Here is a 12831-nt window from a genome sequence, read left to right as displayed (position 1 = left end):
TGGGAGGATTGAAGCATGAGCCGTTTTTCATCTCTGGTCAGGGCATATCCACTCGTGATCGCAACACTGTTGGTGGCTATGATCGGGTTGGTTCTTTTAGCGACTCCGGCCATTGAGTCGGCCAGCTGGATTGTGGGTGCGTATGCGCTCGTGATTGCCGGGTGGGAGGCGGTCGGGATGATCCGGCAGCTCATCCGAGGGCACGCCGGGCTCGACATTCTTGCGGTGACGGCAATCACCGCTGCAGTGCTCGTTGGGGAGCCGTGGGCGGCGCTCGTGGTGGTGCTGATGCTCACCGGCGGGGCGGCCCTCGAAGATTACGCTGAGAACCGTTCGAAGCGGGAACTGACCGCGCTGCTGCGTAAGGCACCCCAGCAGGCCACGCGCATCCTCGCCCCAAGCGCACCCGGCGCGGACATGCACGGGCATACTGCCGAGGTCACGACCGAGGACATACCGGTCGAAGAAGTCGAGGTGGGTGATCTGTTGTTGGTGCGGCCGGGTGCACTCGTGCCTGTGGACTCGATCCTCGTCTCCGAGCACGCCGTGTTCGATGAGTCGTCATTGACCGGTGAAAGCCTGCCCGTTGAGCGTGACGCGGGAGAGAAAGTGTCGAGCGGTGCGGTAAATGGACAAGCCGCAGTCACCATGCGGGCTGCGGCTCCGGCCGCCGAGAGCGAGTATCAGCAGATTGTTCGGCTCGTCGAACAAGCCGCGGGGAGCAAAGCCAAAGTCGTGCGGCTCGCAGATCGGTACGCGGTGCCGTTCACAGTGCTCGCGCTCGTGATCGCCGGGATCGCGTGGGCGGTCAGTGGAGAGGCTGTCCGGTTTGCCGAGGTGCTGGTGGTGGCGACCCCATGCCCGCTGCTGATCGCCGCGCCGGTCGCGTTTCTCGGTGGCATGAGCCGTGCCGCGAGGTTCGGGCTGATCGTCAAGGGCGGCGGCACCCTCGAACAGCTTTCACGAGCCCGCTCGGCGGCATTCGATAAGACCGGCACCATCACTACCGGCAAGCCAGTGCTCGAACGCCTTCTGCCCGCCGACCGCGCCAGCGAAGACGAGCTGCTGCGTTTCGCAGCCTCAGCGGAGGTGTACTCCTCTCACGTGCTTGCGGACTCCGTCGTGCAGGCCGCGAAACAGCACGGCCTGTCGCTCGTCGAAGCCGAACATGCCGAGGAGATCGCGACAAACGGAGTCGCGGCTGTGTTCCGCACTCCTGACGCACCTGAGGCAGTGACGGTTCGTGTCGGCAAGCCCTCCTGGGTGCGCCACTCCGCGCCGGACCTCGTGCTGGCAGACCTTGCTCCAGGGGAACTCGCAATCTACGTCTCAGTCGATGGCCGTTTCGCCGGAGCCATCGTCATGCGCGACCAAGTGCGCGAAGAAGCAGCCCAGGCTCTCCGTCAGCTGAGCGCACTCGGTATCGAGCGTACGCTCATGGTCACCGGAGACGTTGCAGCCACCGCCGAACCCATCGCGCGGCGCCTTGGAATCAGCGAGGTGCACGCGGAGTGCCGCCCCGGCGACAAAGTTCGCATTGTCAGTAGCGTGCAGCCCCGCCCGCTCATCATGGTCGGTGACGGCCTCAACGATGCCCCGGTGCTCGCTGCTGCGGATATTGGCTTCGCAATGGGGGCGCGCGGTGCGACCGCAGCATCGGAGTCTGCGGACATCGTGAACCGCTACGACACGCTCTCGGCCCTGCCGCGCGCGGTGAGCATCGGCAAGGACACCGTGCGGATCGCACTGCAAAGCATCTGGCTCGGCATCATCATCAGCGTCGGCCTCATGCTCATCGCAGCCTTCGGGTTCCTCCCAGCACTCCTCGGCGCGTGGCTGCAAGAAGTCGTTGACCTGGTGGCCATCCTCGGCGCACTCCGTGCAGTCGGCCCACGATCTGAGCGAATCACACGATCATCACCAGTCGCATCGACGGAACAACTTCACTTCAGCACGACCCAGGGTCTGCCCCGAGTTTGGTTGACATCTGAACTGTGAGGATTCGTCCTCGCTGGAAGGATGTTTCTGTGGCAAAGCCCTATCCCCGAGAGTTCCGCGATGATGTCGTGGCCGTGGCCCGGAAGGGTCAAGCGCCGTTGGCGCAGATCGCGAAAGACTTCGGTATCTCCGAAGGCTCGCTGTCGAACTGGTTGAAGCAGGCCGACGTCGAGGACGGCAAACGCGCCGGCCTAACCGACGACGAGCGCAAGCAGCTGCGTGAAGCGAACAAGCGAATCCGGCTGCTGGAGCAGGAGAACGAGGTGTTGCGGCGGGCTGCGGCGTATCTGTCGCAGGCGAACCTGCCGGGAAAATAGTCTTCCCGCTCGTCCACGAGATGGCTGCGGCCGGCGCTCCCGTGAGGGTGCCGGTCGCGGTGGCGTTGCGGGTCCTCGGCCTGTCCCGGCAGGGGTACTACCAGTGGCTCAAAGCCCTGGTCTCCCAGCGGGACTGGGACGACGCGCACCTGATCGACGTGCTCTACGACCTCCATGCCGACGACGTGACCCTCGGGTACCGGTTCCTCACCGACGAGCTCGAGACCGAGCACGAGATCACCGCGAGCGAGAACCGAGTGCATCGACTCTGCCGGATCGCGGGGATTCACGCGTCCCACCATCGCAAACACAGCAAGCCCGGCAGCACGGGACCTGCGCCGCACGACGACCTCCTCGCGGTCGTCGACGAGCACGGTGTCGTCCGGCACGAGTTCGTCGCCGACGGGCCGAACAAGGTCTGGCTGTGGGACATCTCGGAACACCCGACCAGAGAAGGCAAGCTCTACATCTGCGCGATCAAAGACGTCTGGTCGAACAAGATCGTCGGCTACTCCATCGACACCCGCATGAAGTCGTCCCTGGCGCGGGCGGCGATGCGCAACGCGATCGCGCTGCGCTCACCTCACGGCACGATCTGCCACTCCGACAGAGGAGGCCAGTTCCGCGCGAAACGCACCCAGAACCTCCTGAAGAACAACGGCCTCGTCGGCTCCATGGGCCGGTCTTACGGAGCCGGAGACAACGCGAGCATGGAGAGCTTTTTCAGCCTGCTCCAGAAGAACGTGCTCAACACCAGGCGCTGGGACACCCGCGCCGACCTCCGCCTCGCGATGGTCACCTGGATCGAAACGAAGTACAACCGCCGACGCCGCCAACGCGGCCTCGGCAAACTCACCCCCATCGAATTTGAGATGATCTACAAGGACGCAGAAGCGGCCTGATCACCCCAAACCCCGACTGTCAACAAGACTCGGGGCAGACCCCCAAGACAGGAAATGAACAATATGGCATCCGACTCAAGCACCACGCCGCATCCCGGCGAAGCCCACCTGCAGAACGTGGGCCAACGCTTGAACTGGCTACGTGCAGGGGTGCTCGGCGCAAACGACGGCATCATCTCTACCGCGGGTGTCGTCGTCGGTGTCGCTGCCGCTACACCAAACAACGTACTGGCAATCGCGACGGCCGGTATCGCCGCCGTAGTTGCCGGGGCGTTCTCAATGGCTGGCGGAGAGTATGTTTCGGTGAGCACCCAGCGCGACACAGAGAAAGCGCTCATCGCAAAAGAACGGTGGGAGCTCGAAACCATGCCCGAGGAGGAGCTTGAAGAACTCACCGAGCTCTATCGACAGCGGGGCCTCTCAGATGACCTCGCGCATCAGGTCGCGGTGCAGCTTACCGAGACGGACGCTCTCGCCGCTCACGCAGAGGTCGAACTCGGAATCGACCATGAAGAGTTCACAAGCCCGTGGGCAGCCGCCGTGTCATCGTTCATTGCGTTCGCCGTTGGAGCGCTGATCCCACTCATCATGATCTTGCTCCCCGTCGGCGGACACCGAGTTTGGATCGCAGCCATCGCAGTTGTGATCGGCCTCTTCCTCACCGGTTGGATCAGCGCTGCGCTCGGTGGCGCGCCGCGCGGTCGCGCAATTCTCCGGAACGTGGTCATGGGCTCAGCGACCATGATCGCCACATACGCCATTGGGGCACTCTTTGGCGTGGCCATCGGATAGGCCGCTTCTCGTGATCCGGCCCGATTTCATGTGCTAACTCATGTGCTACCGACGCTGCTAGGTTGTGAATCGCGGTGCAGTTATCCACAGGTGGGCCTCGCAGGAACCGCGGAATCATGCGGCAGAACGTCGATACGGGGTTGCGGGCGCGAGGGGGAACGGATCAGTTCAAGTCCCCCCTCGCGCACAGTGTGAAGGCCCCCGGTCCGACAGGATCCGGGGGCCTTTCCCGTTCGCGCGACGCCCGCGACCCCTGCGTACTTCGGAGATCGCGGCTTCTTCGGAGGGTTCGCGCCGAATCCGTCCGAAGAAGCCCGGATCTCCGAAGAAGCCCGGCTCCCCGCGGACGTCGCACGACCCGGCATCCGACGTCGACATGCACGCGCCCCCGGTAGCGTGGAGGGCATGACCGACGACCTGCCCGAGGTGGCGCGCATCGCGCGCGACCTCATCCGCTTCGACACCACCAACTACGGCGAGGGTCGGGCCCATGGCGAGCGGGAGGCGGCGGAGTACGTCGGGGCGTACCTCGAATCCCTCGGCCTCGAGGTCGAGTACTACGAGCCGATTCCGCGGCGCACGAACGTCATGGCGCGGGTGGCGGGGCGCAGCCCCGACAAGCCGGCGCTCGTCCTGCACGGCCACCTCGACGTCGTCCCCGCCGTCGCCGCGGACTGGAGCGTCGACCCGTTCGCGGGCGAGGTGGCGGACGGCCTCCTCTGGGGGCGCGGCGCGGTGGACATGAAGAACATGGATGCCATGATCCTCAGCGCCGTCGCAGAGCTCCTGCGGGCCGGCGAGCAGCCCGAGCGGGACCTCGTCCTCGTCTTCTTCGCCGACGAGGAGAACGGCGGCGTCGAGGGTTCGCAGCTGGTCGTGCGCGATCGGCCCGAGTGGTTCGCGGGCGCGACCGAGGCCATCAGCGAGGTCGGCGGCTACTCGATCGGCGTGGGTCGACCCGGCGACGACGGCGAGCCGGGCCGCGCCTACCTCCTGCAGGTGGGGGAGAAGGCCCTCGTCTGGCTGCGCCTGCGCGCAATGGGCCGCGCAGGCCACGGCAGCCGCTTCCACCCCGACAACGCCGTGACGCGCCTCGCCGAGGCGGTCGCCGCCCTCGGCCGGACGACCTGGCCGATCGACCTCACACAGACGACGCGGCAGACCGTCGAGGGACTCGCGGCCCTCTGTCTGCCGAACGAGGCGTGTCTGCCGAACGAGGCGCAGACTCCCGACCCGGATGCCGTGGCCGACGCGACCGGCCCGGCATCCGGATTCCTCCGTTCGACGTTCCGGACGACGACGAACCCGACGGGGCTGACGGCCGGCTACAAGCACAACGTCATCCCCGACGCGGCGACGGCGGCGATCGACGTGCGCACCCTTCCCGGGCAGGAGGACGAGGTCCTCGCCGAGATCCAGCGCATCGTGGGCGACGACATCGTCATCGAGATCGTCCACCGCGACATCGGGCTCGAGGTGCCGTTCGCCGGCCCGCTCGTCGAGGCGATGGTGGGCGCTCTCGACCGGCACGACCCGGGCGTCCCGGTCGTCCCGTACCTGATGGGCGGCGGCACCGACAACAAGGCGCTCGCCGAACTCGGCATCGCCGGGTACGGCTTCGCGCCGTTGCGCCTTCCGGCCGACTTCGACTTCACGGGTATGTTCCATGGTGTGGACGAGAGGGTCCCCATCGACGCCCTCGTCTTCGGTCAGCGGGTGCTGGTCGACCTTCTCCGCTCGTATTGAGCCGCACCACCGCGACACGCCCCGCCAGGAAACCCGGAAGGCCCTCAGATGTTCGACGCGATCATCCTCGGCATCGTGCAGGGACTCACCGAGTTCCTGCCGATCTCGTCGAGCGCACACCTGCGCATCATCGGTGAGTTCCTGCCGTCGGCGCAGGACCCCGGTGCCACCTTCACCGCGATCACCCAGCTCGGCACCGAGCTCGCGGTCCTCGTCTACTTCTGGAAGCGGATCGTCCGGATCGTCGGCCGCTGGTTCCGCTCACTCACCGGCGCCGTGCCGCGCAACGACCCCGACGCGCGGATGGGCTGGATCGTCATCATCGGCACGATCCCGATCGGCGTCATCGGCTTCCTCTTCCAGGACGTCATCCGCGACACGTTCCGAAACCTCTGGCTCGTCGCGATCGTCCTCATCGTCTTCGGTCTGCTGCTCGGCGCCGCCGATGCGCTCGGGCGACGCACGCGCAACGAGGAGGACATCACCCTGAAAGACGGCCTCGCCCTCGGCCTCGCGCAGTCGCTCGCGCTGATCCCCGGCGTCTCGCGCTCGGGCGCGACGACGACGATGGGTCTCGCGTTGGGGTTCACCCGCCCCGCCGCGGCGGAGGTCGCCTTCCTTCTCGCCGTGCCCGCCGTCTTCGGCAGCGGCCTCTACGAGCTGTACCACGCGATCAAAGAGCCGGGTTCGGCAGTGTTCACGATGGGGGAGACGGTCGTCGCGACCATCATCGCCTTCGTCGTCGGCCTCGCGGTCATCGCCTTCCTCATGCAGTACCTCAAGCGCGGCAGCTTCCTGCCGTTCGTGATCTACCGCGTGGTCCTCGGCATCGTGCTCATCATCCTGCTGAGCCTCGGGGTGCTGTCGGCCTACTGAGCGTTCCGCGCGACCGAGCCGCCGCGCTCACTAGCGCCGCGGCCCGTCAGGCCCCTGCCCCGGTCCGCTTTGACCGGGACCGCCCGGGCCCTTCTGCCCGTCACCGCCGCCGCGGCGGAGGTAGCGCTCGAACTCCTGCGCGATCGCGTCGCCCGACGCCTCCGGCGAGTCCCACGTGTCGCGCGTCTGCTCGAGCTGGTGGATGTACTCGGTCATCTCCTCGTCGTCCGACGCCGCCGCATCGATGGATGCCTCCCACGCGAGCGACTGGGCGGGAAGCTCGCCGCGGGGGATGACGGCACCCGTCAGGTCGGAGAGGCGGTCGAGGAGCGCGAGCGTCGCCTTCGGCGACGGGCTGTGCCCGGCGACGTAGTGCGGGATGCTGGCCCAGAGAGCGGCGCAGGGGATGCCGGCATCCTCCGCGGCCGTCGACAGCACGGTGAGGATTCCGGCCGGACCCTCGTACGTCGGCTTCTCGAGTCCGAGCGCCGCACGCAGCGCCTCGTTCTCACTGCCCGCGAAGACCGAGATGGGGCGCGTGTGCGGCACGTCGGACATCATCGAGCCGAGTGCGACGATGCCCGTGATGTCTTCGCGCAGGGCCGCGTCGATGAGCTCGGCGACGAACGCCTGCCACGCGCGCGCCGGCTCGAAGCCGGACAGGAGCCACAGGCGCGTGCCGTCGGAGGGGTGCAGCGGCCGCCACACCGTGGCATCGGGCCAGACGAGGCTGCGGGCACCGTCGGCATCCATCCGCACCTGCGGCCGCGTGTACTGGTAGTCGAAGTAGAGCTCGGGATCGACGGAGAACACCTCGCGGTAGGCGCCGGACTCGCGCAGGTGCGCAACGGCCGCGGAGGCCGCCTCGCCCGCGTCGTTCCATCCGTCGAAGGCGACCACGAGCACCCGCTGACCCAGTTCGTCCACACCACTCCTCGTCCTGGCGAATCGTTGCCCCCACGATACGCGCCGGCCGCCGCGCATGGGGCGCAGAGGGCCGCCGGATGCGCACGTCGTACGATGGAGGGATGTCCTCCACGCCCCACGACGGCCTCTCCGAGCCTTCATCCGGCGCGTCGGCCGAGGCATCCGCCGATATGACCTCCGCGTATCCGGACGCCGTGCTCTGGGACCTCGACGGCACCCTCGTCGACACCGAGAAGTTCTGGATGGCGGCCGAGACCGCGCTCGTCGAGAGCTTCGGCGGCTCGTGGACGCACGAGCAGGCGCTCGGCCTCGTCGGCAAGGGTCTCGAGACCTCCGCCGCGATCCTGCAGGAGGCGGGCGTCCGCATGGCGACGCAGGAGATCGTCGACCACCTCACCGCCCAGGTCATGACGCGCCTCAGCGAAGGCGACCTCCCGTGGCGGCCCGGGGCGCTCGAGCTGCTCGGAGAGCTCCGCGCCGCAGGCGTGCGCTGCGCGCTCGTGACGATGTCGATGCGCCGCATGGCGGAGCTCGTCGTCGCGGCACTGCCGCCCGCTCAGGCGGGCGTGTTCGAGCTGATCGTCTCGGGCGACGAGGCGACGCGGCCCAAGCCCTTCCCGGATGCCTACCTGCAGGCCTGCGCCGCCCTCGGCGTCGATCCCGCCCGTGCGCTGGCGATCGAAGACTCCGCGACGGGTGTCCGCGCCGCCGTCGCCGCGGGCGTGACGACCGTCGGCGTCCCGCTCATGGTGTCGCTCGTCGGCACCGGCGCCCACGCCATCTGGCCGACCCTCGACGGCCGCACCCTCGGCGACCTCGCCGACCTCCACTCGGCCCGCGCCGCGAAAGGCTCCGCACGATGACCGATCTCTCCGCCGCCCCGGCGTCCGACCTGCGCCCGAGCGGCCCCTTCCGCCTGGGCGACCGAGTGCAGCTGACCGGACCGAAGGGCCGCATGCACACCGTCACCCTCCGCGAGGGCGGCGAGTTGCACACTCACCACGGTGTGCTGAAGCACGAGGCGATCGTGGGTCAGCCCGACGGGTCTGTGCTCGTGAACTCCGGGGGACACGAGTACCTCGCCCTCCGGCCGCTGCTGCGCGACTTCGTCATGTCGATGCCGCGGGGGGCGGCGATCGTGTATCCGAAGGATGCCGCGCAGATCCTCGCCCAGGCCGACATCTTCCCCGGCGCCACCGTGGTCGAGGCGGGCGTCGGGTCGGGAGCGCTGTCGCTGTGGCTCCTGCGCGCGATCGGGCCGGCTGGCCGTCTCTGGTCGTTCGAGCGTCGTGACGAGTTCGCCGAGGTCGCCCAGGCGAACGTCGAGACGTTCTTCGGCGCCTATCCGGAGAGCTGGAAGGTCGTGGTCGGCGACCTCGTCGAGGAGCTTCCCGCTGCGGTCGAGCCGGGCACCGTCGACCGCGTGGTCCTCGACATGCTCGCCCCGTGGGAGTGCATCGACGTCGTCGCCGACGCCCTCACGCCCGGCGGCGTGGTGATCTGCTACGTCGCGACCGCGACCCAGCTGAGCCGTGTCGCGGAGTACCTGCGCGGCACCGGCCTGTTCACCGAACCTGAGTCGAGCGAGACGATGGTGCGCGGCTGGCACGTCGAGGGTCTTGCGGTGCGCCCCGACCATCGCATGGTGGCGCACACCGGTTTCCTCATCACCGCCCGCAGGCTCGCGCCGGGCGCGGTGCCCCCGGATGTCCGCAAGCGCGCGCTCAAGAAGCCGAGCTACGCCGACGCGGACGTCGAGGTCTGGACCCCCGGCGCCGTCGGCGACCGGGAGATCACCGACAAGAACCTCCGCAAGCGCGTCCGCGAGGCCCAGCGCGCGCTCGACGGCGCCCGCATCGCATCCGCGGGCGCGGCCGCGGCGGACGAGGACGCCGACGGGGGAGCCGTAGACTGATCCGGTGCTTCGGATCCCTGCCGCTCTCGCCGTCCTCGGGCTCACCGCGGTGACCCTCGTCGCGTGCTCGTCCGCACCGGCGTCCTCGTCCGCCTCGTCGTCGTGCGAGCGCGTCGATTCGGACACCACGGTCCTCGACCTCATCGAGACCGACGGCGAATTCGGCAAGCCCTCGATGACCGTCCAACCGCCTCTCTACGTGGACGAGACGGTTCACGCCGATGAGAAGGTGGGGACGGGCACCCGAGTCACGAGCGAGCAGCAGGATGTCGCCTTCACGGTGACCGTCGCGCGCGGCGCGACCGGCGAGACCATCACGACCGAGACGCTGGCGCCGCAGACGATCGCGAAGTGGCGGAACAACCTGCCCGGTTTCGCCGACATGATGATGTGCGCCACAGAGGGGTCGCGCATCGTCGGGGCCGTTCCCGCGTCCACCGGCATGTCGCCGAATCAGGCGCAGAACCTCGGCATCGGCGACGGCGAGGCGCTCGCGGTGACGCTCGACCTCACGAAGGTGTACCTCCCTGCCGCCGACGGCGCGCCGCAGTACAACGACCGGCGCGGCATGCCGTCGGTCGTCCTGGCCCCCGGCGGCCGACCCGGCCTTGTGATCCCGTCGGGTTCGGCGCCCGACCAGCGTGTCGTCGAGACGCTGAAGAAAGGCGACGGCGCGGTCGTCGACGATATCGCTGCGGCGCGCGTGCACGTGCTGGCCGTCGAGTGGGACAGCAAGACCGTCACCGAGTCGACGTGGGAGGACGGGGCGAGCCGCACCGTGACCTCCGGCGACGTCTTCGCCGACGCGGTGCAGGGCGCGACGGTCGGATCGCAGCTGATGGTCGTCGACCCCGGAGCCGCCGCCGACGGTCAGCGCGCGACGGTCTACGTCGTCGACATCCTGGGAATCGACGACCCCGCGCCCGCAGCCGCGACACGCTGAGCGCACGCGTGCGAAGCCCGGCCGCATCTCCGACACAGGGCGGGGTGGGCCGCGTCGCGCCGCTCGACGCCGCCTAGGATGGGCGGGTGGCATCCTCGTCGACCCGCACCGCGCCCGAAGAGCGCTTGGTGAATCTCGTCGTCGCCCTCATGGCGACCGAGCCGGGACTGACGAAGGAGACGATCCTCGCCTCCGTCGCGGGCTATCGCGAACAGGCGACCTCGGGGGCGTCGAAGGACGCCCTGGAGAAGATGTTCGAGCGCGACAAGCAGACGCTCCGCTCCCTCGGCATCCAGGTGGAGACGATCGGCGACTACGCCGATCCCGACGACCTCCGGGAGGCGCGCTACCGTATTCCCACGACGGAGTACGAGCTGCCCGCCGACCTCACCTTCACGCCCGCCGAGCTCGCGGTGCTGAACCTTGCGAGCGGCGTCTGGAGCGAGAGCTCGATGTCCGCCGACGCGCGCAGCGGCCTGCGCAAGATCCGCGCCCTCGGCATCGATGTCGACGCGCCCATCATCGGGTACTCGCCGCGCATCAGCCTGCGCGAAAGCTCCTTCGATCCCCTGCAGCAGGCGATCGAGCTCGGCCGCGTCGTGCGATTCTCGTACGCGAAGCCGGGGGAGGATGCCGCGCGGCTGCGCCGCATCCGGCCTCTCGCTCTCGTCGAGTACGAGGGGCGGTGGCATGTCTACGGGTTCGATCTCGATCAGGACGACGTGCGCACCTTCCTCCTCGCGCGGATCGTCTCCGACGTCGAGATCACGAAGACCCGGTTCGACCTCGGCGAGCGCGAGGGTGCGGGGGAGCGCGCGCTCGCGGGCCTCGCCGACGTCGCCGCACGGCAGCAGGCCCTGCTGGAGGTGACGCCGGGCACCGAGGCCGCCCTGCGGCTCAGCCGCCGGTCGCGGCCCGCGGAACAGGGCATCCACGTGCCCTACGTCGACGTGCACATCTTCGCCGACGAGCTCGCCTCGTACGGCCCTGAGGTGCGCGTCGTCGAGCCGGCCGACCTCCGCGCCGCCGTCATCGCCCGGCTCGAGCGCGTCGCCCGCCGCCACGTCCACGACGGGGGAGGTGCGGCATGAGCGCGCGCCCGCTCGTCGCCACCGACCGCGCGGCCCTCATCCTCCAGCTCGTGCCGTATCTCATCGCGAAGGGCGAGGTCACCCTCGCCGAGGCGGCGGCGGACTTCGACGTCGAGCCCGAGCAGATGCGTGCGATGGTCGAGAAGCTCACCGTCATCGGCCTGCCCGGCGACGGCGGCTTCTGGCAGATGGCGAACGACCTCTTCGACATCGACTGGGACCTGCTCGACGAGCAGGACATCATCCTCATCACGAACTCGGTCGGCCTCGAGCGAACGCCGCGGCTGAGCGCACGCGAGGCGGCGGCACTGCTCGCCGGGCTGCAGCTCGCGGCCTCGCTCCCCGGCGTCGGCGACGCGGGCGGGTCGAAGATCGTCCAGGGACTGCTCGCCAAGCTCGCGCGCGGCGCGTCGAGCGCCCCCGCCGACGTGATCGTCGCCCCGCAGGAGGTCGACGACGTCCGCATCGCGGTCGCCGACGCGCTCCAGCGCGGCGTCGCGGTGTCGTTCGACTACCGCGCTCCGGACGCGCCGCCCACGACCCGCACGGTGGATGCCGTGAAGGTCCACATCGCCGACGGGCAGTGGTACCTGCAGGGGTGGTGCCACCTGCGCGAGGCGATGCGGACGTTCCACCTCGACCGCGTCTCGGACGTCCGGCTCACCGACATCGCGGCGACGCACGCCGCCGACGCCGTCCCCGACCTCTTCGAGCCGGGCGAGACCGATGTCGAGGTCGAGGTCCGCTACCCGATCGGGGCGGAGGCGCTCCTCGGCGACTACGTCATCGAGCGGCGGAGCGACGCGGGGGGCCTCCGCACCGCCGGCATCCGCCTCGGCGACGCCCGCAGCGTCAAGCGCCTCGCCGCCCGCTTCGGCGGGGCCCTCGAAGTCCTCTCGCCCCCCGACGTCCGCGACGCCGCGCGGGAGTGGGCCCGCGCCGGGCTCGAGCTCTACCGCTGAGCGCGGCGAGTCGGCGCCGTCCCATAGGACTCTCATCACCGCCATGGGTAGACTGGGGTTCTCCCGCCCTCATCGGAAGGATCATCATGGGACCTCATGGTTGGCAGTGGCTGCTGATCCTCGCCGTCATCCTCTTGCTGTTCGGCGCGGCGAAGCTCCCGGCACTCGCGAAAAGCCTCGGGCAGTCCGCGCGCGTGTTCAAGGGCGAGATGAAGGCGATGAAGGAGGAGGATGCCCCGGCATCCTCCACCGCCGGAACGGCCGAGAACACCGCCGCGCCCGCTGCACAGACGCCGGCCGCGGCCGACCCGGCCACGCCCGGCAAGCCGGACTCCACCTCCTGACGACGTCCGTGGCCACGG

At 69.0% G+C, this 12831-nt stretch carries 12 protein-coding genes; 11 read left to right on the top strand and 1 reads right to left on the bottom strand.

The genetic code is table 11. The features are described from left to right. The first annotated feature begins 15 nt into the window (after nt 1-15). The 5 genes from AC3ENQ_RS12280 (at nt 16) to AC3ENQ_RS12260 (ending at nt 6631) form a co-directional block, all read left to right on the top strand. On the top strand, nt 16-1998 hold the full coding sequence (locus AC3ENQ_RS12280; RefSeq protein ID WP_431804997.1) for a heavy metal translocating P-type ATPase: 1983 nt from the start codon (nt 16-18) through the stop codon (nt 1996-1998). A gap of 29 nt (nt 1999-2027) precedes the next feature. Then, nucleotides 2028-3217 (top strand): IS3 family transposase gene (locus AC3ENQ_RS12275; protein ID WP_431805109.1). Its coding sequence is split into 2 segments (ribosomal slippage): nt 2028-2306 and nt 2309-3217, totalling 1188 coding nucleotides; the frame shifts between segments, so codons are not numbered across the junction. 63 nt (nt 3218-3280) lie between these two features. Further along, nucleotides 3281-4009: a VIT1/CCC1 transporter family protein gene (locus AC3ENQ_RS12270; protein ID WP_431804995.1), complete on the top strand. Its 729-nt coding sequence runs from the start codon at nt 3281-3283 to the stop codon at nt 4007-4009. 405 nt (nt 4010-4414) lie between these two features. Then, complete coding sequence (locus AC3ENQ_RS12265) at nt 4415-5755, top strand: M20/M25/M40 family metallo-hydrolase (RefSeq protein WP_431804993.1); 1341 nt, start codon at nt 4415-4417, stop codon at nt 5753-5755. Nucleotides 5756-5803: 48 nt separating this feature from the next. Next, nucleotides 5804-6631 (top strand): undecaprenyl-diphosphate phosphatase, encoded by an 828-nt coding sequence (locus tag AC3ENQ_RS12260; protein ID WP_431804991.1) that lies wholly within the window; start codon nt 5804-5806, stop codon nt 6629-6631. A gap of 30 nt (nt 6632-6661) precedes the next feature. On the opposite strand, the gene AC3ENQ_RS12255 is transcribed toward AC3ENQ_RS12260, so the two are convergent. Continuing rightward, a complete protein-coding gene (locus AC3ENQ_RS12255; protein WP_431804989.1) occupies nt 6662-7558 on the bottom strand; it encodes a PAC2 family protein in 897 nt (298 codons plus the stop codon). Nucleotides 7559-7728: 170 nt separating this feature from the next. Here AC3ENQ_RS12255 and AC3ENQ_RS12250 point away from each other — a divergent pair, with 170 nt between their 5' ends. The 6 genes from AC3ENQ_RS12250 (at nt 7729) to tatA (ending at nt 12813) form a co-directional block, all read left to right on the top strand. Next, nucleotides 7729-8421 carry an HAD family hydrolase gene (locus AC3ENQ_RS12250; protein ID WP_431805108.1) on the top strand — a complete coding sequence of 231 codons (693 nt, stop codon included), beginning with the start codon at nt 7729-7731 and terminating at the stop codon, nt 8419-8421. After that, nucleotides 8418-9473 (top strand): tRNA (adenine-N1)-methyltransferase, encoded by a 1056-nt coding sequence (locus AC3ENQ_RS12245; RefSeq protein WP_431804987.1) that lies wholly within the window; start codon nt 8418-8420, stop codon nt 9471-9473. Before AC3ENQ_RS12250 ends, AC3ENQ_RS12245 begins: the two co-directional genes overlap by 4 nt. A 4-nt stretch (nt 9474-9477) precedes the next feature. Further along, entirely contained in the window at nt 9478-10416 is a 939-nt protein-coding gene (locus AC3ENQ_RS12240; RefSeq protein ID WP_431804985.1) for an FKBP-type peptidyl-prolyl cis-trans isomerase, read from the top strand. A gap of 86 nt (nt 10417-10502) precedes the next feature. After that, the gene (locus AC3ENQ_RS12235; protein WP_431804983.1) at nt 10503-11507 is read left to right on the top strand and encodes a helix-turn-helix transcriptional regulator; all 1005 of its coding nucleotides are present in this window, start codon (nt 10503-10505) and stop codon (nt 11505-11507) included. Continuing rightward, nucleotides 11504-12469, top strand: a complete 966-nt coding sequence (locus tag AC3ENQ_RS12230; RefSeq protein WP_431804981.1) for a helix-turn-helix transcriptional regulator — start codon at nt 11504-11506, stop codon at nt 12467-12469. The genes AC3ENQ_RS12235 and AC3ENQ_RS12230 overlap by 4 nt, the downstream gene beginning before the upstream one ends. A gap of 86 nt (nt 12470-12555) precedes the next feature. Continuing rightward, entirely contained in the window at nt 12556-12813 is a 258-nt protein-coding gene (tatA, locus tag AC3ENQ_RS12225) for a Sec-independent protein translocase subunit TatA (RefSeq protein ID WP_431804978.1), read from the top strand. Nucleotides 12814-12831: the final 18 nt, after the last annotated feature.

Source organism: Microbacterium sp. bgisy203 (assembly GCF_057706945.1).
The sequence above is the reverse complement of the archived record's forward strand: the minus strand, read 5'-3'. Positions and strand labels throughout refer to the sequence as shown.